Source organism: Corynebacterium pilbarense, assembly GCF_026930265.1.
GTDB classification, from domain to species: domain Bacteria; phylum Actinomycetota; class Actinomycetes; order Mycobacteriales; family Mycobacteriaceae; genus Corynebacterium; species Corynebacterium pilbarense.
In genome coordinates this window covers 72,427-93,933 of the sequence record NZ_JANRML010000009.1, presented here as the reverse complement: position 1 = coordinate 93,933, position 21,507 = coordinate 72,427, and the positions used below count along the sequence as shown (strand labels likewise).

22 protein-coding genes are annotated in these 21,507 nt (G+C 66.7%); 18 read left to right on the top strand and 4 right to left on the bottom strand.

Annotated features, from left to right (window positions below):
• Nucleotides 1–463: 463 nt before the first annotated feature.
• The 3 genes from NUW87_RS08115 (at nucleotide 464) to NUW87_RS08105 (ending at nucleotide 2,951) form a co-directional block, all read left to right on the top strand.
• Nucleotides 464–1,195 (top strand): hypothetical protein, encoded by a 732-nt coding sequence (locus NUW87_RS08115; protein ID WP_269027993.1) that lies wholly within the window; start codon nucleotides 464–466, stop codon nucleotides 1,193–1,195.
• Between the two features lie 135 nt (nucleotides 1,196–1,330).
• Entirely contained in the window at nucleotides 1,331–2,221 is an 891-nt protein-coding gene (locus NUW87_RS08110) for a hypothetical protein (RefSeq protein ID WP_269027992.1), read from the top strand.
• A 586-nt stretch (nucleotides 2,222–2,807) separates the two neighbouring features.
• The gene (locus tag NUW87_RS08105) at nucleotides 2,808–2,951 is read left to right on the top strand and encodes a type II toxin-antitoxin system TacA family antitoxin (protein ID WP_181889097.1); all 144 of its coding nucleotides are present in this window, start codon (nucleotides 2,808–2,810) and stop codon (nucleotides 2,949–2,951) included.
• Nucleotides 2,952–2,994: 43 nt separating this feature from the next.
• On the opposite strand, the gene NUW87_RS08100 is transcribed toward NUW87_RS08105, so the two are convergent.
• A complete protein-coding gene (locus tag NUW87_RS08100; RefSeq protein ID WP_269027991.1) occupies nucleotides 2,995–6,789 on the bottom strand; it encodes a Pls/PosA family non-ribosomal peptide synthetase in 3,795 nt (1,264 codons plus the stop codon).
• A 263-nt stretch (nucleotides 6,790–7,052) separates the two neighbouring features.
• Here NUW87_RS08100 and NUW87_RS08095 point away from each other — a divergent pair, with 263 nt between their 5' ends.
• Nucleotides 7,053–7,991: a putative endonuclease domain-containing protein gene (locus tag NUW87_RS08095; protein WP_269027990.1), complete on the top strand. Its 939-nt coding sequence runs from the start codon at nucleotides 7,053–7,055 to the stop codon at nucleotides 7,989–7,991.
• A 138-nt stretch (nucleotides 7,992–8,129) separates the two neighbouring features.
• Here NUW87_RS08095 and NUW87_RS08090 read toward each other — a convergent pair whose 3' ends face one another.
• Together NUW87_RS08090 and NUW87_RS08085 are read right to left on the bottom strand one after the other, a co-directional pair.
• Nucleotides 8,130–8,567 carry a MarR family winged helix-turn-helix transcriptional regulator gene (locus NUW87_RS08090; RefSeq protein WP_269027989.1) on the bottom strand — a complete coding sequence of 146 codons (438 nt, stop codon included), beginning with the start codon at nucleotides 8,565–8,567 and terminating at the stop codon, nucleotides 8,130–8,132.
• Nucleotides 8,568–8,622: 55 nt separating this feature from the next.
• Nucleotides 8,623–8,919: a rhodanese-like domain-containing protein gene (locus tag NUW87_RS08085; RefSeq protein ID WP_269027988.1), complete on the bottom strand. Its 297-nt coding sequence runs from the start codon at nucleotides 8,917–8,919 to the stop codon at nucleotides 8,623–8,625.
• Nucleotides 8,920–8,938: 19 nt separating this feature from the next.
• Here NUW87_RS08085 and NUW87_RS08080 point away from each other — a divergent pair, with 19 nt between their 5' ends.
• The 4 genes from NUW87_RS08080 to NUW87_RS08065 all read left to right on the top strand — a co-directional run bounded on the left by NUW87_RS08080 (nucleotide 8,939) and on the right by NUW87_RS08065 (nucleotide 12,723).
• Complete coding sequence (locus NUW87_RS08080) at nucleotides 8,939–9,634, top strand: hypothetical protein (protein WP_269027987.1); 696 nt, start codon at nucleotides 8,939–8,941, stop codon at nucleotides 9,632–9,634.
• A gap of 154 nt (nucleotides 9,635–9,788) precedes the next feature.
• A complete protein-coding gene (locus NUW87_RS08075; RefSeq protein ID WP_269027986.1) occupies nucleotides 9,789–10,718 on the top strand; it encodes a hypothetical protein in 930 nt (309 codons plus the stop codon).
• Nucleotides 10,719–10,887: 169 nt separating this feature from the next.
• Complete coding sequence (locus NUW87_RS08070; protein WP_269027985.1) at nucleotides 10,888–11,733, top strand: hypothetical protein; 846 nt, start codon at nucleotides 10,888–10,890, stop codon at nucleotides 11,731–11,733.
• 57 nt (nucleotides 11,734–11,790) lie between these two features.
• On the top strand, nucleotides 11,791–12,723 hold the full coding sequence (locus NUW87_RS08065; RefSeq protein ID WP_269027984.1) for a zinc metalloprotease: 933 nt from the start codon (nucleotides 11,791–11,793) through the stop codon (nucleotides 12,721–12,723).
• Nucleotides 12,724–12,788: 65 nt separating this feature from the next.
• On the opposite strand, the gene NUW87_RS08060 is transcribed toward NUW87_RS08065, so the two are convergent.
• Complete coding sequence (locus NUW87_RS08060; protein WP_269027983.1) at nucleotides 12,789–13,322, bottom strand: inorganic diphosphatase; 534 nt, start codon at nucleotides 13,320–13,322, stop codon at nucleotides 12,789–12,791.
• Nucleotides 13,323–13,396: 74 nt separating this feature from the next.
• Here NUW87_RS08060 and dacB point away from each other — a divergent pair, with 74 nt between their 5' ends.
• The 10 genes from dacB (at nucleotide 13,397) to NUW87_RS08010 (ending at nucleotide 21,505) form a co-directional block, all read left to right on the top strand.
• On the top strand, nucleotides 13,397–14,650 hold the full coding sequence (dacB, locus tag NUW87_RS08055) for a D-alanyl-D-alanine carboxypeptidase/D-alanyl-D-alanine endopeptidase (RefSeq protein ID WP_269027982.1): 1,254 nt from the start codon (nucleotides 13,397–13,399) through the stop codon (nucleotides 14,648–14,650).
• Nucleotides 14,650–15,537: a tRNA lysidine(34) synthetase TilS gene (gene tilS / locus NUW87_RS08050; protein ID WP_269027981.1), complete on the top strand. Its 888-nt coding sequence runs from the start codon at nucleotides 14,650–14,652 to the stop codon at nucleotides 15,535–15,537. The genes dacB and tilS overlap by 1 nt, the downstream gene beginning before the upstream one ends.
• Before the next feature lie 41 nt (nucleotides 15,538–15,578).
• A complete protein-coding gene (locus NUW87_RS08045; RefSeq protein WP_269027980.1) occupies nucleotides 15,579–15,737 on the top strand; it encodes a hypothetical protein in 159 nt (52 codons plus the stop codon).
• Nucleotides 15,738–15,868: 131 nt separating this feature from the next.
• Complete coding sequence (gene hpt / locus NUW87_RS08040; protein WP_269027979.1) at nucleotides 15,869–16,468, top strand: hypoxanthine phosphoribosyltransferase; 600 nt, start codon at nucleotides 15,869–15,871, stop codon at nucleotides 16,466–16,468.
• A gap of 11 nt (nucleotides 16,469–16,479) precedes the next feature.
• A complete protein-coding gene (ftsH, locus tag NUW87_RS08035) occupies nucleotides 16,480–18,801 on the top strand; it encodes an ATP-dependent zinc metalloprotease FtsH (RefSeq protein WP_269027978.1) in 2,322 nt (773 codons plus the stop codon).
• Entirely contained in the window at nucleotides 18,794–19,369 is a 576-nt protein-coding gene (folE, locus tag NUW87_RS08030; RefSeq protein ID WP_269027977.1) for a GTP cyclohydrolase I FolE, read from the top strand. The genes ftsH and folE overlap by 8 nt, the downstream gene beginning before the upstream one ends.
• Before the next feature lie 3 nt (nucleotides 19,370–19,372).
• Entirely contained in the window at nucleotides 19,373–20,215 is an 843-nt protein-coding gene (gene folP / locus NUW87_RS08025; RefSeq protein ID WP_269027976.1) for a dihydropteroate synthase, read from the top strand.
• Nucleotides 20,208–20,579: a dihydroneopterin aldolase gene (gene folB, locus NUW87_RS08020; RefSeq protein ID WP_269027975.1), complete on the top strand. Its 372-nt coding sequence runs from the start codon at nucleotides 20,208–20,210 to the stop codon at nucleotides 20,577–20,579. The genes folP and folB overlap by 8 nt, the downstream gene beginning before the upstream one ends.
• Nucleotides 20,580–20,582: 3 nt before the next feature.
• Nucleotides 20,583–21,041 carry a 2-amino-4-hydroxy-6-hydroxymethyldihydropteridine diphosphokinase gene (gene folK / locus NUW87_RS08015; protein ID WP_269027974.1) on the top strand — a complete coding sequence of 153 codons (459 nt, stop codon included), beginning with the start codon at nucleotides 20,583–20,585 and terminating at the stop codon, nucleotides 21,039–21,041.
• Nucleotides 21,038–21,505 carry a DUF3180 domain-containing protein gene (locus NUW87_RS08010; RefSeq protein ID WP_269027973.1) on the top strand — a complete coding sequence of 156 codons (468 nt, stop codon included), beginning with the start codon at nucleotides 21,038–21,040 and terminating at the stop codon, nucleotides 21,503–21,505. The genes folK and NUW87_RS08010 overlap by 4 nt, the downstream gene beginning before the upstream one ends.
• The last annotated feature ends 2 nt before the right edge of the window (nucleotides 21,506–21,507 follow it).

Here is a 21,507-nt window from a genome sequence, read left to right as displayed (position 1 = left end):
AGCCGTGGCTTACCCCGACCGATTCGCGGACTACTTGTAAACCAAGCCCCCGCACACAAAGAATCGGACACCCTCCGCCCTTGCGATGAAGGGCCATGCCCTTCGGCTCCCCGATGCGAACCGGGAGCGCCATGTCCAAGATGCGCTCGCCTTACTCGCGTGCGCGGATAGAACTGAGGCGAAACGAGAGCTGACAAAGTCTGAACGCGCTGGGGTAAACAAGATCCTCTCCAGCTCGTACCTGTCCGCGGTTGAGAATTGGATGCCCCTTGATCAGACGCATTGGGGTGAGGCGCTGCAAGAGATGAGACGTTTACGGCCCCAGGGGGTCATCCCGGTACCACCGCTGCTCCAGACCGAGATGCCACTTGGGCGATAAAAAGAACACAACCGCCCTAGGTTTCCGGCCTCTCACCGCGCGCACTACGATCGCACCCACACCGAACCGGGAAGGAGGCCTGTCATGGCGGCTCGCCATTCCCACGCGTCACGGCGCGGCAGGTCCGTGATTGGACCTTTGGTCGTCGTCACGCTGCTGGCCCTCGTCTACCTGTGGTGGACCGGCAACGACCAGCCGGCCGACGAACCCGCGCCCGAGCCGCCCGCCGCCGAGGCCCCCGCGCCGGCGCCGCAGCAGGAGGCGCCGTACATCGCGGACAGTCGCCCGCTGGAGATGTACATTCCCGCAATTGGCCTGGTCGCCGGCTTCGAGCCGAACGATTGCCGCGCGCACGACGGCACCATCGACCCGGCGACGCTCGACCTCGCCTGCGCGTACACCTCCCCGGACCGTCCGTATGCGTTGCCGGGCTCGCAGGCCGAGGACATTGTGGTCATCGCGGGGCATACGGGTTCCGGGGTGGAGGCAGTCTTCGACAAGCTTTACGACGGCTCCGCCGACCACCACACCGTCCGCGCCGGCGACGTGCTGTACCTGCGCACCGAGGCCTCCGGCGAGGCGTGGCTGAAGTACACGGCGACGGACTTCCACGACCCGGTGAAAGCGTCACTAAGCACCGATACCTCCATCTGGGGTGACGGCCCCACCCCTGGCAGGTTGCTGACAATCAGTTGCATCCAGCCGCCGTTCTACCAGCAGTCGGTGCGAAATGCGGTTGTGGGCTGGCAGTTTGCAGGTGTCGCCGGGCCTATCGACGGCTCCGCCGAACCCGCCCCAGCCATCCCCCGGGGATAGCTCGCGGCACCCATTGTGCGTGTATTTCGTATCGAACTGACAGGGTGCGTGGAGGGTCCGGTTGTAACGTAACCGCGCCACCTGGCCGATGCATTAGGTGGGTGGGATAAACAACCGAAAGTGAAGGAGCAGACAATGCGTTTGAACAAGACTGCAATCGCACTGACGACCGCCGCCGCACTTGGTGCTGGCGTAATCCCGACTGCGGGTGCTCAGGAGAGCAACGCGCCGAAGCTCGACAACGGCGTGCAGCAGGCCACCGACAGCCCGAACGATGCGGACGCGAGCCTCTTCGGCGACGGCACCGGCGACGGTGCCGCGCAGGTGACCGGCAACGCCCCGGAAAACCCGAACGACCAGCTGCTTCCGGGCGCCCCGGAGGGCTCGGAGCCGGCCTCGTCGAACTCCCTGGGTTCCAATGAGCAGGCTGCGACCGAGACCGAAACCGCCACTGCTACCGCGACGGCCACGGAAACGGCAACGGCAACGGCGGGCGACTCGGGCGCTGCCGCGGGCACTGAGGGCACCGCCACCGGCACCGCGACGGCAACTGCGACGGAGACCGCGACCGGTACCGCCACTGCCACCGCCACGCCGACTACCAAGGACAACACTGCCGCGATCGTGCTCGGCTCCCTGGGTGCACTCGCCGGCCTGGGCCTGATCATCGCCGGTGTGCAGTACTTCGTGAACAAGGACGGCGACCTGGTCAAGGACCCGAACCGCGTCGACCAGCCGGCCTCCCCGGAGGAGAAGGCCGAGTCCGAGCAGGTGAAGAAGGACCACGGCGATGAGATCGCCCAGCAGGTCGAGGCCAACGGCGGCGTCCCGGGCACCGGCAACGCAGGCGCTGGCAACGCTGGCACCGCGGCGAACGGAACCGGCAACGCCGCCGCAGCGAACGGCGAGCGCGGCATGAACGCCTCCACCGGTGTGGCAGAACTGCCCGCCGGCCTGGTGGCGCTGCTGATCCTGTCCATCGTGGGCGCTGCGGGCTACGCCTTCAGCCGCCGCGAGACGGTCTAAGGCTCTATAGCGCCGAAGCGCTCTGAGATCGTCGGCCCCGCTTTGCGATTCGTCGCAAGGCGGGGCCGTCGCTTGCCCAACCAAGTAATCTGTTGCTCATTAGGTTGATTGACCTCGGTGGAAGGAGGTGTGGTTGTGGAACGGCACTATTCGTATCCCAAATTCGCGGACTGGTTGCGCAACGAAATTCAGACCGAGAACGACCCGTCTTTCGCGGTTCGTGTGCTCAAACGGGTGGTCTCTGACATCCGAGATATACCTGAAGACGAAGAGTTTTTGCTCGCGCACTCTGCTCCACAATCGACTGGAGACACCGATTGGGATCGATTAATTAGAGCTGCAGCTGAGATGACGTACTCCGACCGATTCGCGGGATCGAAACTGGAATGGTTTGAGGAGCAGGAGGAACCTCCGCTGCAGTGGTTTTACCCAACAAGCAGGCGTTCGAGGTTTGCTTTTAACCTTGAAAGGACGCCTGCGCCGTTCCGGGATAGGAAAGTATGTCTGGGGGAAGGCAACCTCCGCACAGCCAAGGACCATGACCGGCCATGGAACGTGTACAAACTGTCATACACAGGAGGCAGCGATGGAAGAGAAGCAGATTTTCCTCTCCGAAGAGGACTTTCGCCAAGTGCAGCAGATTCTGGACGAGCCAGCTACGACGACGAAACTTCAGAAGTTGTTCGATGGAGAAAGTCCGTTCGGCAAACCGTTCAGTTTCGCGAGCTGAATCCCGGGAGCGGTGACCGCGGACGAAACCGCGCCGTAAACCCCTACTGTGGCTCCACGGGATTGCCCTGCCACACGGTCATGGCCGGCACCTCGTCGCCACGCATGACCAGCGAGCCCGGGCCGACCGTCGCGCCGGTGCCGATCGCGGACCCCGGCAGGGACACCGAGTGGGCGGCCAGCGTCGCCGAGTCCTGGATCGAGACCGTGTCCAGGGACATCACGCGGTCCTGGAACAGGTGCGTCTGCACCACCGTGCCCGGGCCGACCGACGCGCCGCGGCCCACCACGCACAGGTCCGTCTCCGGGAACCAGTAGGATTCGATCCACGCGCCGCGGCCCACGCGCACGCCCAGCGCGCGCAGCGCCAGGTTCATCTCGCCGGAACCGGAGGCCCAGTTGAAGAACCACGGCGCGGCCACGACCTCGACGAACTGGTCCTGCAGCTCGTTGAGCCAGACAAACCAGGAGTACAGCGGGTGCTCGGCAGCCTTATGCCGCCCAACCAACACCCACTTCGCCACCACGGCGGACAGCACGGCCAGCACGCCCACGGCCATCCACACCAGGCCGCCGAGGAGGTACGTCCAGAAGCCGAAGCGCTCCAGAAGCGTCACCACAAAAGCGGCGAACACCGCCGCCAGCACGGCTTGCGTCATGGGCGCGAGCAGGCGCAGCGTCTCCACAAACCCGCGCTTGCGCATCAGCGACGCGGACGGCTTGTAGGTCGCCTCGCCGGCGGCCTCCACCTCGACGCGGCGCATGCGCTCCGGCGGCGAGCCCCACCAGTTCGAGCCCGCCTTGGATTTCTTCGGCGACGCTGACAGCACCGCCACCAGCGACTGTTTCGCCAGCTTGCGGCCGGGCGCGACCATGCCGGAGTTGCCCACGAAGGAGCGTTTGCCCACCACGGTGTGGTCGGTGCGGATCCAGCCGTCGCCGAGTTCGTAGGTGCCGACCATCGTGTCGTCGGCAAGGAATGCCCCGTCGCGCACCTCGGTCAGCTTCGGCACCATCACGGCGGTGGACACCTCGGCGCGCTCGCCGATCTGCGCGCCCAGCGACCGCAGCCACACCGGGGTGGCCAGGCCTGCGTAGATGGGGAAGTAGCGGGTGCGGGCGTCGTCCATAAGCCTGGTCACGGTCCACAGCGCCCAGCCGTGCACGCTGCGCACCGGGAACACGCCGGGCTTTACGCCTATCGACGCCACCCTCACGGCCAGCCACGTCAACAGCAAACCGCAACCGATGTAGACGAGTCCGCCGACTGGGGCGAACACGAGCAGGCCCCACACCGACGAGGTGTGCGCAATGTGTGCCAGCCCCACCGTCGCGGCGGCGCCGGCGACACCGGCAGTAGCCGGCAGCAGCGCGAGGAACAGCGACGTCAGGCCGTAGCCCAGCGCCCACATTGGGCGGCGCGGCGGGCGCTCGTCGGGGAAGCGGTGCTTGGAGCGGCCCACCTTGCGCGCGGGCGAGCCCGCCCAGCGCGAGCGCTTCTTCACGGGTTTGCGGCCGGTGACTGTGGAGCCCGGCTCCACATGCGCGCCGTTGCGGATCTCGGTGCCGGGCATGAGCGTGGAACGCGCACCGACGCGCGCTTCCGCACCGATGCGCACCTCGCCGACGTGGAACTCGTCGCCATCAAGCCACACACCCGATAGGTCCACCTCCGGCTCGATGGCGGAGCCCTCGCCGATGGAAAGCAGGCCCGTCACCGGTGCAAAGGCGTGCATGTCCACGCCCTTGCCGATCTTCGCGCCCAGCATGCGGGCGGTGATCTTCGCGGCGTTGGCGCTGGAAATATTCAGCGCGCCGGAGGCCGCCAGCCAGCGCTCGGCCGCCCACAGGCGCACGTGCCGCGCACCGCCGCGCTTGTACACGCCGGGCTTGATGCGGCCGCGGATGATGCGGGCACCCAGCGCGCCAATCGGGATGCGCCCGAACGGGGTGCACAGCACCACGAACGCGGCGGCCAGCCAGGACCAGCTCAGCTCGGTCAAGCCCAGCAGGTTCGCCGCGATAGCCACCCACGTCACGGCCGTGGCGGCCTTCAACGTCATCACCGGGATCAGCGCCAAGGTCTGCGCCACGCGGGTGCCGGCGCCGACCGGCTCTACCTCGCGTTCGCGCTTGGCGGTGCGGTTGGACAGCGTGAGCTCGTCGATAAGCGAGGCAAGCGTTTCCAACCTGGGGTGGTCGTAGAGGTCGCGCACCGCGATGGTGGGCACACGCTCGCGCAGGCGCGTGATCAGCGCAGCGGCCGCGAGTGAGGAGCCGCCGAGCTCGAAGAAGTCTGCGTCGCGGCCCGGCACGTCCAGGCCGAGGACCTCGACCCACTGCTCGGCCACCCACGTCTCGGTCTCGCTCAGACCAACCGCGTCCACGCTCGCGGGCAGCGGCCACGGCAAGGCCTTCTTGTCCACCTTGCCGGAGGTGCGGATGGGCAGCTCGTCCATGACGTGCAGGCGCGGCACCAGCGCCGCCGGCATAGCTTCGGCGAGGCGTTCGCGCATGTGCGGCACGTCCAGCTCGGTGCCCTCGTTGGGGGAGACGTAGCCCACCAGCACCTTGTCGCCCGACGGCAGCTCCTGCACCGCGACGGCAGAGTTGTACACGCCGTCGAGGGCGGCGACGTTGGCCTCGACCTCGCCCAGCTCAATGCGGCGTCCGCCGATCTTGACCTGGTCGTCGGCGCGGCCGATGAACGCCAGGCCGTTATCCGTGAGTTTGACGTGGTCTCCGGTGCGGTAAGCGCGCTCCCAGTCGCCCATCGGAGCGTACTTCTCCGCGTCCTTCTCCGGATCCAGGTAGCGGGCCAGGCCCACGCCGCCGATGATCAGCTCACCGTCGTCGGCCACGGCCAAATCCCAGCCGTCGAGCGGCCAACCGATGGTCACGGCCTCGCCCGGGAACAGCTGCTTCGCGCTGGCCACCACGGTCGCCTCGGTGGGGCCGTAGGTGTTCCACATTTCGCGCCCCTCCGCCAGGCGGTCGGTCAGCTCCTGCGAGCAGGCCTCGCCGCCCACGATGAGCAGGCGGATGTTGTCCAGCGCCTCCTTCGGCCACAGTCCGGCCAGCGTCGGCACGGTGGACACGACGGTGATGTCGCGGCGGATCAGCCACGGGCCCAAGTCCTGGCCCGAGCGCACCAGCGCGCGGGGCGCCGGCACCAGGCACGCGCCGTGGCCCCAGGCCAGCCACATCTCCTCGCAGGACGCGTCGAAGGCCACGGACAGTCCGGCCAGTACGCGGTCGTCAGGGCCGAGCGGGTTGTCCTGGCAGAACAGGCGTGCCTCCGCATCCACGAACGCGGCCGCGGAGCGGTGCGTCACCGCCACACCCTTCGGTTTACCTGTGGAGCCGGACGTGAAGATGATCCAGCAGTCGTGGTCCGGAGTGACCTCGCCCAACGGGGTCGGCTGCGCAGGCTTGAGCACCCGCAGGCCGTCGTCGGTCCAGATCGCGTCCACGTCCGCTTCGCCAAAAACGGTCTCCGCGCGCTCGTCCGGGTCGTCCGCGTCCACCGGCACGTACGCGCAGCCCGCGCGCATCGTGGACAGGATTGCAAGGTAGAGCTCCCTGCTTCCCGACGTCATCCGCACCCCCACGCGACCCCCATCAGGCACGCCCATCTTGCGCATCTCCGTGGCGCGGCGCTCGATTTCGTCGACGAGTTCGGCGTAGGTGAGCACGCCGTCGTTGGCGGAGTTGGCGCCGCCGTCGTCGATCGCGGCGGCATCCGGGTAGTCGGCGGCGGTGGCCGTGAGGATGTCGATAAGCGTTCGCTCTGGCGGGGCGAGGTGGCTGCGGAGGAGCGGATTTTCGGCCTGAGACATGCGGATAAGGCTAATAGCGCGTTGAAAATCCGCAAATCATGGGAAATACCAACTATTTGCGACCGCCCACGTTGTTGGTGGGGCGGTGTCTGTGGTCCTAGCTCTCCCCGGCCGGATCCAGCTAATAGCACCTCGATTTTCGCCCCCAAGGGGCCGTTTAGCTGGGTCCTTGTAGCTGGATCAGCGGACGCTCTGCGAGGTTTCCCGCATGCTGCTACCGTCAAAACCGGTCTCGGGGGAGACAAAAGAAAAATGGGGGACCGATGGATCAGGCGAAACTGGTCGCGCGGCTCATAGCGCGCGGGGACGTTGAAAATCAAGAGTGCGTGCAGCTCTCAGCGACGAAGTTTGTTCCTGCCGCGAAGTGGGCAGGGCTGAAGCGCTACGAGCAGGAATTCCTGCGGTGTTACGCAATCGGCGTGAGCGCGCACAAGGCGGTGTTGATTGGCCGGTCGGCGGCGAGGGCGCTGGGGCTCGGGGTGCTCATCAAGGAGCCGGAGCTTTTGGAGTTGGCGCAGCGAAACGGCCGGCCGCCGTCGAAAAGCCAGTGGCCCGACGGGGTGATCTACCGCAACATCCCGGTTCCGGACATGGACATCCTCGAGCACGATGCGTTCGACCCCGCGGGTGGCGGCGGGAGCATTCGCCTAACGACGGCCCCTCGCACCGCCGTCGACATCGCCCGGTTCCACGGAGTGCGCGACGCGGTGGCGGCGATGGAAAGCCTGTATCGCGAGCAGACCCCGTTTGGGCAGGAGGCGGTTCAGCTCGAACTGGCGGCCACCATCGACCGGTTGGCGGGGAAGAAAGGGGTGGGGCTGGCGCGCCGGGCGCTGGAACTGAGCTCGATGAAGTCGGAATCTCCGTACGAGTCGCTGTTCCGCATCATCCTCATCGAACAGGGGATTCGGCCGCAAGAGCAGATGTGGGTGGGGAGGCGTTTCCGGGTTGACCTGCTGTGGGGCACCCTCATCATCGAGATCGACGGGTACATGAAGTTCGAGGACATGCCGCACGAGGAGGTCATGAGGATGACCAGGCGGGAAAACTGGCTGAAGGAGCAGGGCTACGAGGTGCTGCACCTGTTTCCCATCGAGATCATTTTCGACGAGGCCGGCTGCATCCGCCGCCTCTATGCAGCCAAGGCGAGGGCAGACATGCGCGGAGCGGTTTCGGTGCCGGCGACGCCGTACCGCCCGTAGCGCCCGCCCGGCGCCGCCCGCCCGGCCCCCAGCGCCAGATCCAGCTAGTAGGACCCAGCTAATCGCTTCTCAGAGCCGAATAGCTGGGTCTTGATAGCTGGATCCGCGGAACAGGAGCGGTGGGGACGGAAAAAGGAACTAGTCCTCTCCGTCCAGTGCCTGGGAGAGCTTGCGCAGGCTCTTCAGCTGTTTGTTTGAAGACGCTTCGAGCGCGCGGTCCTCCGCCTCCGCAACGTCCGCGGCCAGCTTCGCCAGCGCTTTGGTGCCTTTCTTTGTGGCGGCGACGATCTGGCGTCGGCGGTCCTTTGGGTCGCGTTCGCGGGTGACCCAGTTGTGGTTTTCCAGGTTGTCGATGAGGCGGACCATGTCGGAGGCGTCGATGGAAAGCAGCTCGGAAAGCTGGCGCTGACTCATCGGCTCGCCGTCCACGCAGGTGAGGATCCAGTACTCGCGCATGGTGGAGGTGTGTTTGGCCAGAGTGCGCTCCACCTCGTCTTTGGTGTGCTTGCGCACGCGCTCGACCTGGAAGTGGGGCGATTTGGCCAGTGTGGACGGCAGTTCGGGGAGGGCGGACATGTCCCTCATCATAACTACGTTTCCGAGCCCAACAATGGGGATCGCCTAAGACTGCCTAATTCTGGTGGGGCAGGCCCTGTTCCACCCAGGCGGTGGTGCCGCCGGCGACGTTGATGACGTTGTCCCAGCCGCGGGCCTGTTCCAGGTATTCGCCGGCCTGCGCGCTGCGTCCGCCAGACTTGCAGATCAGGTAAATATCCTGATCCGGGTCGATTTCGTCGGTGCGCGCGACGAACTCGGACAGGGGGATGTTCACTGCACCATCGGCGCGGACCGCGGCGTACTCGTCGGGCTCGCGGACGTCGATGAGCTGCGCGCCGGCGGGGACTTCTTTCACAGAAACTTCCTTCATGGCTCGTATGATAACTGCCGTGAAGTACCACGTCCGCCGCATTGCCGCACTGCTGATTCTGTTTCTTCTTGTGCGTGCAGGTTTCAAGGCATTGCTTCACGACGAACCTTCGGACCCCCCAGTGCCAGCGCAGGAGACGTCGGTGTCGGCGGAGCCTCGTCGGCAAGCTGCTGCCTCGATCGCGCAGGGCCGCCCGGTGGAGATGGTGGTGCCGGTGCTGGGGTTGCGCGCCGGGTTTGAGCAGGCGGATTGCCGCGTGGTGGACGGCAAGATCGACCCGAAGAGCATGGATAAGGCGTGCGCGCTGACGGGGGAGGGGTACCCGTACGAGCTGCCGGGCACGGACGCAGGCGACATTGTGGTCGTGGCGGGGCACACGGGCGCGGGTGTGGACGCGGTGTTTAACAAGCTTTACGACGGCAAAGCCGAACGTCACACCGTAGCCACCGGCGACACGCTGTTTGTGCGCACGGAGACCTCGGGCGACGACTGGTTGAAATACACCGCGACCGACCTGCACGACCCGGACAAGGGCGCGCTGGCGAGCAACGCGGAGATCTGGGGGACGGGGCCGATGCCGGGCCGGCTGCTGACCATTTCCTGCATCCAGCCGGCGAACCTGCTGGCGGACAGTGTGCGCAACGCCGTGGTGGGGTGGCAGCTGGCTGGCACGGCGACCGACGACGAGGTCGAAATGGCCTTCGAGCCGCGGTAGTCGAGTTTTCTACGTCATTTTTGCGGGTGTTGACCTGCTTGTTTTCAGTCTTTGCCCAAAAAGTCTGAAGTTTTAGTTGAGACTTGTGTGAAACGTGTTTACTGTTGTGGCGTAACCTTCGACCTGAGGTTTAGACTTTCCGATAGGAGCCCCAATGAAGCGCACCATCCGCACGCTCGCCGCAGCCGCAATGGCCGGCGCGATCGCAATTTCCGTGACCCCCGCCGCCGACGCACAGACTGAAACCGAGATCGCTGCCGCGTACGCGCAGCTGGACAAGCTCGTGCAGGCGGACCTGCCGAAACAGCTCACTGACGGCGAGGGCAACTACTACCAGCTGGTCGACGGCGGATACGTCAAGACCGAGCTGCCGGCCGGTGCGGAGAACGTGCCGGTGATTGGCGCCACCGCAGACGGCAACCTGCAGATCACCTTCCCGGACGGCTCCAGGGACGCCATCGTGATCCCGGTGCAGGGTGTCGCTGACGGTTCGGCTGAGGGCACTGTCGAGGTTCCGGCCCCGGAGCAGCCGCAGGGTCCGGGCAACACTCTGACCCTGGATCCGCCGGCTCCTGCCCCGGAGGGCGACGCAGCCCCTGTCGCTGAACCGGCTCCGGAGGGCGAAGCTGACGTTGAGGGCGAGGCTGGCGCAGGTGCCGGTGCCGAGGGCGAAGCCGACGCTGAGGGTGAGGCCGGTGCTGGTGCGGGCAGCTCCAACGGCGCTGCTGGCGAGGTCAACGCCGAGCTTTCCCCGGGTGCGATTGCGGGCATCGCTGCTGCTGCGATCGGCATCCCGGTTGTCATCGCTGGCGTGACCTACTTCCTCAACCAGGACGGCGAGACCCTGGTTGGTTCCTCTGACCGCGTGAACAAGCAGCCGACTCCGGAGGAGAAGGCGAAGTCTGATCAGCTCCGCGCTGAGCACGCCGACGAGATCGCCGCGCAGCAGGTTGCCGCAGCTGCGAACCGCGGTGTCGAGGCTGAAACCGGCTCCAACACCATCGCGCGCACCCTGTTCGCGCTGGTGATTGCATCCGTGCTGGGCGCTGCCGCCTTCGTGGCTGGCCGCCGCTTCCTGGTCTAACTCTGGCCGCCCCCGAGGCCCGGTTGCGCGACGGTAACCGGGCCTCATCTGCATTTTCCGGCCAGAAACTCGTGTTACTGGAGTGAAATGTGGGGGCAAAGTGTGTAAACTCTCAACCAATGCTTGAGGTTTGGCCCCTCGAGTTTCCCGAACTTCCTAGGAGTCCGTCATGTACCGCACCACCCGCGCCGCCGCCGTCGCTACCGCAGCAGCTGCAGCTCTGCTCGCAGCGCCGGTCGCCGCGACCGCACAGGACCTGCCCGCTGAAACCGCCGACGCGCACGGCGAGCAGTACTTCCTCAACGAGGAGGGCTCCCACTACGTGCGCACGCTCCAGGAGGCGGCGCAGCCGTACGCGCAGCTGGACAGCGGCCAGCAGGAGCGCGCAGTCGCCGTGGCGGACGCCGCTGTCGCCGGGCTGATCGGTTCCGGTGTGATCCGGGACCAACCCGCCGACCAGCCGACGGGCGAGCCGGTGCCGACTGACCCGGAGGTCACCGAGGCCCCGGCCGAGACTCCAGTCGAAGCACCCGCAGAAGCGCCCACCGAAGTGCCTTCCCCGGAAAACGCTCCGGAGGAGCCACTCGGTGCCGAGGACGTCAACCCCGCCGACGATAACCCCGTCGCGCACGGCCTAGTGAAGTTCCCGCCCGTGCTCACTCTGGATGGCAAGACATTCTTCCTGAACAAGGACGGCCACACCTTCGTCGCGGACATCACCCGTGTTAACGCAGACGTCACCCCGGAGGAGGCCGCAGACTCTGAGGCGATGATCGAGGCTAACGCCGGCGAGATCGGCCGGCAGGGGCTCGAGGCGGCGCGTGCGGCCGGCGAAGCTGTAGAGGCCGTCGAAGCTGTCGCGCAAAACCAGGTCGCGACGCCGTACGCCGCACCCGCCCGCGGCCTGGGAGCGGAGACCGGCTCCAACACAGTTGCTCGTGCGCTATTTGCGCTCGCGCTGGCCAGCGCCCTGGGCGCAGGCTTCTTCGCCTTCGCGCGCCGCCGCCTGATCTAGTCGCCTGATTTAGCCCGCAGATTTGCGCCAGCTTGGAGAATGGTGTTCTCTGAGTTGGTGAATTATAGACATCTGATTGCAACGTGCTGTGCCGCCGCCGTCGCGGCAGGCACGCTCGCCGCTCCGGCTCAGGCCGCCGTCGACCCGCTCGGGCGCGAGTGCCGCGCCGCCACCGCAGCCGCGAACATGGCCCAGCCGATCCCGAACATCGGCAAATACCTGCTCAGCAGCAACGAAAACGCCATCGACAATGGCGTCCTGCGCATCTATGCGCCGGAGAAGTACAAGCCGTACATCACCCAGGCAACCAACCAGTGGGCAAACGCCACCGACGGCCTGATGCGCTTCGAGTACGTGGACCAGCCGGGCTACAAGGTGGTCACCGTGCGCGAGGCGAACCTTGGCGGCTACGTCGTCGGCCGTGTGCAGGGCACCGTGCACAACATGGAGCTGCTGCTCAACCCGGACATATTGCGCAACGGCTACTACGAGAGCCTGGTCATGACCATCGCGCACGAGCTCGGCCACGCCATGGGCCTGGCGCACTCCTGCGACGGCGCGCTGATGAAGGACGGCTCTAACCGTGGCAAGGTGGCCAAGACCCCGCAGCCGCTGGATACCCAGGTGCTCATCCAGGGGAACAACTTGCGGGCAGCTCGCCTATCGACGAGCTCCGCTACCCCCACCCCAGAGCCGACCCCGGCGAACAACGGCAACGTCTACGAATGGGTCGGCGAGCGCAACTCCACGACCGTCGAAGTCGCCCCGAACCCGGTCCGGACGACGGTGACGTGGGAGCCGGAAACGCGGCCCACGACAAGCGAAACACCCACCGAGCGACGCACGACCGTGATCGAAACCACGGTCGCGCCGGAGCCCACGCCGGAGCAGCCGAAGCGCGTCTCACCGCTGGCGATCATCCTGCCGGTGGCCGCGGCTGCGATCTCCGCGATCGGCCTCGGCTTCGCGTTCATGCGCAGCTGGTTCTAGCGGCGCAAAACAAAAGCCGGGCCAGGGTCTGAATACTGGCCCGGCTTTAGCCGTCGACAAGCAAATTAGTTGACGGTTTTGGCTTCTTTGTCAGCCTCGAGGCCCTCGCGGGAGTTGTCGCCGACGCGCTTGAACTCGTCGAGCGCGTCCTGCAGAATCTTCTCCGCCTCAGCCTTGTCGCCCCAGCCCGAACCGGTGACTTCCTTGTTCGGCTCGAGGTCCTTGTAGTGCACGAAGAAGTGCTCGATCTCGTCCTTGACAAAGTCGGAGACGTCGGAGATGTCCTGGTAGGACTCGTAGCGCACGTCGTCGATGACGCAGAGCAGCTTGTCGTCGCCGCCGGCCTCGTCGGTCATCTTGAACACGCCGATCGGGCGCGCGATCACGGTGACGCCCGGGAAGACGGGCTCCGGGGTGATCACAAGGGCGTCGAGCGGGTCGCCGTCGTCGGCGAGCGTGTTGTCGATGAAGCCGTAGTCCGCCGGGTATGCCATCGGGGTGAACAGGTAGCGGTCGAGGAAGACGCGACCGGTCTCGTGGTCGACCTCGTACTTGTTGCGGGAGCCCTTGGGGATCTCGATGATGACCTCGATAGCCATTACTTCTCCTTTGTTTGGTGCCTGAATTTGGTGAATGTCCGCACGCCATCATACTTCGGCTACCATTTTGGCCGATGAAGGTATGGACTTGGGTCGCAGGCGCCGTCGCGTTCGCTGCGGTCGGCGGTGTCGCGGGCTTCGGCATCGCGGCGCACGAGCAACTCTCCGAGATCACGCACGCGCCGCCGTACCAGCTGCAGTCGGCCCCGACCGCGTTGGAGCCCGCGGAGCCTTCGCCTATCGACGACGCTTCGCTGCGAACGGCCCTGGCATCGCTTGCCGACAACCCTGACCTGGGCGTGTTCCACGGCCACGTCACGCAGGCGGGCACCGGGGATACGGTCTTCGACCGCGCCTCCGACGAAGCCCTGAAGCCGGCGAGTGTGACGAAGGTGCTCACCGCGTCTGCGGCGCTGCTCAGCCTGGGAGCGCAGGACCGCATCACCACCGAGGTGGTGCGCGGCGCGAACCCTGGGGAAGTGGTGATCAAGGCCGCCGGCGACGTGTGGCTGGATGCCGAAGCACTCGACGAGCTTTCGGAGCAGGTGGGCCAGGCCGACACGGTGCTCATCGACACCTCCGCCTGGGACGGCATGCCGGAGCTGATGCCGGGCTGGGACCCGCTGGACATCGACGGCGGGTTCGTCGCACCCCTGCAGCCGGCGATGCTTTCCGGCGGGCGTCTAAACGGCGAGACCTCCGGCGACGTGGCCCGCTCCCACACCCCGGCGCTCGAGGTGGCGCAGGCGCTGGCGAACCGCGTTGGCGCGCAGAATGTCGGCGAAGGCCAGGGCGACGGAGAAGTTGTCGCCGCGGTGGAATCGCCGACGCTGGTGGAGCGGCTCGAGCTGATGATGAAAAACTCCGACAACGTCTACGCCGAGGCCATCGGGCGCGAGGTGGCACTGGCGCGCGGCACCACGGACGCGCCGGGCGCGACCCTGAGCGTGCTGGAGGAGCGCGGCTTCAACACGGCCGGGCTCGTGCTGCGCGACAACTCCGGGCTGTCCGCGGACAACCTCATTGCGCCGAAGCTTCTCGACGCGCTGCTGTACGACGCCACCGCCCAACCCGCGCTGCGCCCCCTGCTTGCCACGCTGCCGGTGGCCGCCGGCGAGGGCACGCTCCTGGACCGCTACAGCGACCTCGCCGGCCGCGGCTGGGTGCGCGCGAAAACGGGCACGCTCGACGGCACCGCGTCGCTGGCCGGCACCGTGACCAGTGTGAACGGCAACGTCTACACGTTCGCGCTGATCTGCAACGACGCCGACGTCCTCGCCGCGCGCCGCGCCATGGACGAGTTCACTTCCGCCCTGCGCGAGTTCTAATGGAGCCGTTCTGGCCGCGCCGCTCGCCGCACTTCCTCGCCTGCCGACGAGCACTCCGCCCCTTCAACGGCCCCGCCATCATCGGCCTGTCCGGCGGGCCCGACTCGCTCGCCCTGGCCGCCGCGGCAGCGGCAGAGAAGAAGGACGTGCGCTGTGTGGTGGTGGACCACGGGCTCCAGGACGGATCGGCGGAGGTGGCCGAACGGGCGGCGGACGTTGCTCGGGGTTTTGGCCTCGAAGCCGAAGTCGTCCGCGTCGAGGTTGGCGAGGGCAACTTGGAGGCGGCCGCGCGAAGCGCCAGGTACGAGGCGCTGCTGGCGTACGGGAGTGACGTCTGGGTCGGCCACACTGCCGACGACCAGGCGGAAACGCTCCTGCTTGGCGTGCTGCGCGGCAATCCGTCCGGCATGGCGCCGCGCAACGGGCGCATCGTCCGGCCGTTTCTGGGCATCCGCCGCGCGGACACCGTCGGTGCCTGCGAGGAGCTCCGCCTCGATCCGTGGCACGACCCGATGAACGCCGACCCGGCCTTCCGCCGCGTGGCCATGCGCAACCAGGTGCTGCCCCTGCTCAGCGATCTGCTCGGCGGCGACGCCGTCCCCGCGCTCGCGGCAACGGCTGACCGGATCGCGGCGGACCAAGCCCTCATTGCGTCGCTGACCGACCTCGCGCCGACGACCTCCTGTGCGGAGTTGGCAGACGATGCGGGGCCGGTCCGGAGGCGTCGATTAGCAGCATGGCTTCTGGAGCAAGGCGTGCCGCTTCAAGGGGACCAGCTCGACGCGGTGGAATCCTTGGTCGTCGATTGGCACGGGCAAGGGCCCGTGGCTGTCGCGGGCGGGCGCGCGGTGGTGCGTCGGCAGGGAAAGTTGACCATTGTGGATTAAACCCGCTGTGTATATGGTCTGCATGTAAACGGGAGGTGCTGATGGACGAGGAAACAACGCGGGATTTTCAGAATGGCCATGTGGTGCGTCGCCTGCGGGAATTTCAAGCCGCGCATGGCATTGAGGGTGGCATCCTTGAAGACTGCGACGGGCTCTCCGATGACGCGGTGCTAAGCCGCGACGAGGCCGAGCTGAACTGATTGGAACGTCGCGGCCGACCCGAACCCCGCAGATGGTTGTACCTACCGCCTGGCAGGTGGCAAGATGTGGAAGTTACGCGCACGTAAACGCAAACTGAAGCGCTAAAACCGCGAGAGGGAAGGGCCAGCCCATGACCGAGTTGCACGACAAAAAGGACTTCAACGTCCCAGCGAACCGCTACGGCGATGACGTCGAGGCGATTCTCATCCCGGAAGATGTGCTCCAGGAGCGCATCCAGAAGCTGGCGGACATGGTCTCGGAGAAGTACCGCGACTCGGAAGAAGACCTGATCCTGGTCTGCGTGCTCAAGGGCGCGGTGTTCTTCCTCACCGACTTCGCGCGCAAGCTGACCATCCCGGCGGAGATGGAGTTCATGGCCGTGTCTTCCTACGGCAACTCCACCACCAGCTCCGGCGTGGTGCGCATCTTGAAGGACCTGGACAAGGAGATCGCCGGCCGCGACGTGCTCGTGGTGGAAGACATCATCGACTCCGGCCTGACCCTGTCCTGGCTGCTGCGCAATCTGCGCAACCGGAACCCGAAGAGCCTCGAAGTCGTTACTCTTCTGCGCAAGCCGGAGGTGCAGACGGCCAAGATTGATCTGCTGGACATCGGTTTCGACATTCCCAACGAGTTTGTCATCGGCTACGGCCTGGATTACGCCGAGCGTTACAGGGACCTGCCGTATGTGGGCACGCTGCACCCGCGCGTGTACTCAGACGCTGACTAGAACAAAGGTTTATGAGCAAAAATAAAAAGGTTTTGCGGTGGGGCATCATTGGCGCCATCGCGCTGATCGTCCTCTATCTGCTCACGCTTATCGGGGACGATTCCCGCGCCTACCAGCGTGTGGACACCTCTGTGGCACTTGAGCAGCTGCAGAACCACAACGCGGAAGAAGTGCAGATCGACGACCGCGAGCAGCGCGTGCGCATCGACCTGCGCGAGCCGATCACCGTGGACGAGCGCGAGGGCGTCGAAGCGATCTCCTCGCAGTACCCGGCACGCACCACCCCGGAGATCTTCGGCGCGGTGCGCGAATCGGGCGCGGACAAGTACGAGACGAACGTGACGCAGGAATCCTTCCTGATGTCCATGCTCGGCTTCATGCTGCCGATGATCCTGGTGTTCGGCCTGATCTTCTACTTCATGTACCGCATGCAGGCGGGCGGCGGCGGGCCGTTCGGCATCGGCGGCTCGAAGGCGAAGCAGCTGACCAAGGACAACCCGACCAACACGTTCGCGGACGTCGCCGGCGCCGACGAGGCGGTGGACGAGCTGCACGAGGTGGTGGACTTCCTCACCGACCCGACCGTGTACGAGGAGCTCGGCGCGAAGATCCCGCGCGGCGTGCTGCTCTACGGCCCGCCCGGCACCGGTAAGACGCTGCTCGCCCGCGCCGTGGCAGGCGAGGCGGGTGTGCCGTTCTACACCATCTCCGGCTCCGACTTCGTGGAAATGTTCGTCGGCGTGGGCGCCTCCCGTGTGCGCGACCTGTTCAAGCAGGCGCGCGAGAACAGCCCGTGCATCATCTTCGTCGACGAGATTGACGCGGTGGGCCGCCAGCGCGGCTCCGGCATGGGCGGAGGCCACGACGAGCGCGAGCAGACCCTGAACCAGCTGCTGGTGGAAATGGACGGCTTCTCCGGCCGCGAAGGTGTCATCCTCATCGCGGCGACGAACCGCCCGGACATCCTGGACCCGGCGCTGCTGCGCCCGGGCCGCTTCGACCGCCAGATTCCGGTGACCAACCCGGATATCGCAGGTCGCGCGCAGATTCTCAAGGTGCACGCGAAGAACAAGCCGCTTGCAGACGACGTCTCGCTCGACGCTTTGGCCAAGCGCACCGCCGGCATGTCCGGCGCGGATTTGGCCAACGTGCTCAACGAGGCCGCGCTGCTGACCGCCCGCATCGGCGGCAACGTCATTACCGCGGACGCGCTGGAGGAAGCCACGGACCGCGTCATCGGCGGCCCGCGCCGCTCCAGCAAGGTCATCTCCGAACACGAAAAGAAGGTCACCGCCTACCACGAGGGCGGCCACACCCTGGCCGCCTGGGCGCTGAAAGACATTGAGCGCGTGTACAAGGTGACCATCCTCGCACGCGGCCGCACCGGCGGCTTCGCCATGACTGCGGACGAGGACGACAAGGGCATGTACACCCGCGACGAGCTGTTCGCCCGCATGGTCTTCGCCATGGGCGGCCGCTCAGCCGAGGAGCTGGTCTTCGGCGCCCCGACCACGGGCGCGTCCAACGACATCGAGCAGGCCACCAAGATCGCCCGTGCGATGGTCACCGAGTACGGCATGACCTCCGCACTCGGCCCGGTGAAGTACGGCCAGGAGCAGGGCGATCCCTTCTCCGGCCGCGGCTCGGGCGGCTCGCTGGAGTACTCGCCGGCGGTGGCCGCGAAGATCGACGAGGAGATGCAGATGCTTCTCGACGAAGCGCACAAGGTCGCCTACGCCACCCTCGAGCGCTACCGCGACGAGCTGGACACACTGGCCTCGAAGCTCCTGGAGAAGGAGACGCTGCGCCGCGGCGATCTGGAGGCCATCTTCGACACCGTCGAGCCGGCCCGCCCGCCGCTGCCGGCGCACGACGCCCGCTTCGGGCGCCAGGCGGACCGCGAGCCGGTGAAAACCCCAGTGGAGATTGCCAAGGAGCGCGGCGAGGAGCCGCCGAAGCGCTTCTCCATCCTGGAGGCGTCCAAGGCCACCCGTGAACGCCGCCGCAAGGAACGCGAGGCGGAGCAGAACCCGGCGCCGAAGAAGGGCTCCACCCGCTGGCAGCAGCCGAAACACAACGAGCCGCAGTACGGCGGCCCGAAGCCGCCCGCGGGCTGGACTTACAAGGGAGCGCCGAAGGAACAGCACCCGGGCACCCGCAACTACCCGGCGGGTAACACGGATAACACAGAGCAGATCGGCTTCCGCCTGCCGGAGAACGAGCGGCCGGACCACGCCTCCCGCGGCCCGGAGCCGGAGACGACGCCGGATGCGGAGACCGCCCAGCTGCCGCGCGAGGAGCGCGCGCCGAAGCACAGGAGGGACGATGACTAACCCGAAGTTCGACCGCGAGCGCGCAGAGGCCGCCGTGCGCGAGCTGCTCATCGCGGTCGGCGAGGACCCGGACCGCGAGGGCCTGGTGGAAACCCCGGCCCGCGTCGCGCGCGCCTACGAGGAGGTCTTCGCGGGCCTGCACGAGGACCCGAAGGTGCACCTGGAGAAGTCGTTCTCCGAGAACCACCGCGAGCTGGTGCTGGTGCGCGACATCCCGATCTACTCCACGTGCGAGCACCACCTGGTGCCGTTTTACGGCGAAGCGCACATCGGCTACATCCCGGGCCCGGAGGGCAAGGTCACCGGCCTGTCCAAGCTGGCGCGGGTGGCGGACATGTACGCGAAGCGCCCGCAGGTGCAGGAGCGGTTGACGGCGCAGATTGCGGACGCGATCGTCGATAAGCTCAATGCTTCTGCGGTTATCGTGGTCATTGAGTGCGAGCACCTGTGCATGGCCATGCGCGGGATCCGCAAGCCGGGCGCGACGACGACCACCTCGGCGGTGCGCGGCGGCTTCCAGAACAATGCGGCCTCGCGCGCGGAAGTGCTGAGCCTGATTAGGGGATAGAAGATGACTACCGTTGCCGATCTGACCGTGCCGGGGCGCACGAGCGTGATGGGCATTGTCAACGTCACGGAGGATTCGTTTTCGGACGGCGGCAAGTGGCTCGCCACTGACGACGCCATCGCGCACGCCCATGAGCTGGTGCGCTTGGGCGCGGACATCATCGATATCGGTGCGGAATCCACCCGCCCCGGCGCCACCCGCGTCCCCGCCGAGGTGGAGGCCGAGCGAATCCGGCCCGTGATCCGCGCGCTGCACGCGGACGGGATCCGCACCTCCATCGACACCATGCGCGCCGCGACCGCGCTGGCCGCGGCCGAGGAGGGCGTGGACCTGATCAACGACGTCTCCGGCGGCCTCGCGGATGCCGACATGTACCGAGTGATGGCGGAGACGAAACTCCCGGTGTGCCTGATGCACTGGCGCGCGGACGCCTTCGTCAACGCCTCCGGCGCGGCGGATCACGGCGGCGACGTGGTGGGGGATGTGCACGAGGTGTTGGCGGAGCTCGTCGATAAGGCAACCGCCGCCGGTGTGGACGAAAGCCAGATCACCCTGGACCCGGGCCTCGGCTTCGCCAAGACGGCCGCGGACAACTGGGCGCTGCTGAACTCGCTGCCGGAGTTCATCGCCAGCGGGTTCCCCATCCTCGTCGGCGCCTCGCGCAAGCGCTTCCTCATGGAAGTGCGCCAGCAGCGCGGCCTGGAGCATTCGCCTATCGACGCCGACCCCGCCACCGCAGCAGTCACCGCCCTCGCAGCCCAGGCCGGGGCCTGGTGCGTGCGGGTGCACGAGGTGGCGGTCTCGCGCGACGCCGTTGACGTGGCGGAAAGGTGGAAAAATGGCTGACCGGATTGAGCTGAAAGGCCTTAAGTTCCACGCCAACCACGGCGTGCTCGAGCACGAAACCGAGTTCGGGCAGGCGTTTTCGCTGGACATCACCTGCTGGCTGGATTTCGCGGGCGCGGCGCGCGACGACGACCTCACGCAGACCGTGAACTACGCCGAGCTGGCGGACGCGGCTCTAAAGATCGCCACGGGCACCCCGCGCCAGCTCATTGAGACGGTGGTGGTGGAGATCGCCGAAACCGCGATGCGCAGCTACGACGCGCTGCACGCCGTGGAGGTCACCCTGCACAAGCCGCACGCGCCGATCCCGGCTGTGTTTGACGACGTTGCGGTGGTGGCCCGCCGTTCCAGGAAGCGGATGTAGCGCATGCGTGCCGTGCTGTCCTCCGGGTCCAACATGGGCGACGCGCGCGCCCACCTGCAAACGGTGGCCGACGCGTTTGCCCGCGAGACCCTCGCCGCGAGCTCCATCTACGCCACAGCGCCGTGGGGAAACACCAACCAGCCGGACTTTTTGAACCAGTCCCTCTTGGTGGACGTGGATGACACCCCACGGCAATTACTGGCCCGCTGCCAGGAGCTGGAGCAGCGGGCGCACCGCGTCCGTGAGGAGCGGTGGGGGCCGCGCACGCTGGACGTGGACATCATCTGGATCGAGGGCTACACCTCGGACGACCCGGAGCTGACCGTGCCGCACCCGCGTGCGCACCTGCGCCAGTTCGTGCTCGAGCCCTGGTTCGAGGTGGATCCAGACGCGGAGCTCAACGGAGCGTCCATAAGCGAGCTGCTGGACAACCTCGAGGACCAGGGGGTGCGCAAGCTATGAAGCGCACGCCGTACGAGGGATTGATCGCGGTCGCCGGGTTCTGCGCGGCTGCGGCGGTGATTCTGGTGCGAAGGTTCTACAACCTGCTGGAATCGCTCAGCATGGTGGTGCCGCTGTCGCTGTGGGTGATGGCGGTGATCGCCGCGTGGCTCGCGCTCGTGGTGCGCAAGCGCCGCAAGGAGGGCAAGGTCGGGCTGGACCGCAGCCAGCTCAACCCCATGCAAGCGGCGAACTTCATGGTCTTTGGCAAGGCCAGCGCCTGGGCCGGCGCGGTGTTCGGCGGCCTCTACGGCGGCACGCTGAGCTTCGTGGTGACCAAACTCGGTGTGCTCGAGGCGGCGCCTGGCGACGTCCCGCCGCTGGTCGCCGGCACCCTCGGCGGAATCGCGCTGTGCGCGGCCGGAATTTGGCTGGAGAAAAACTGCGAGGTGTCGCCGCCCAACGAGGGCCAAGGCGTTAGCTAGAG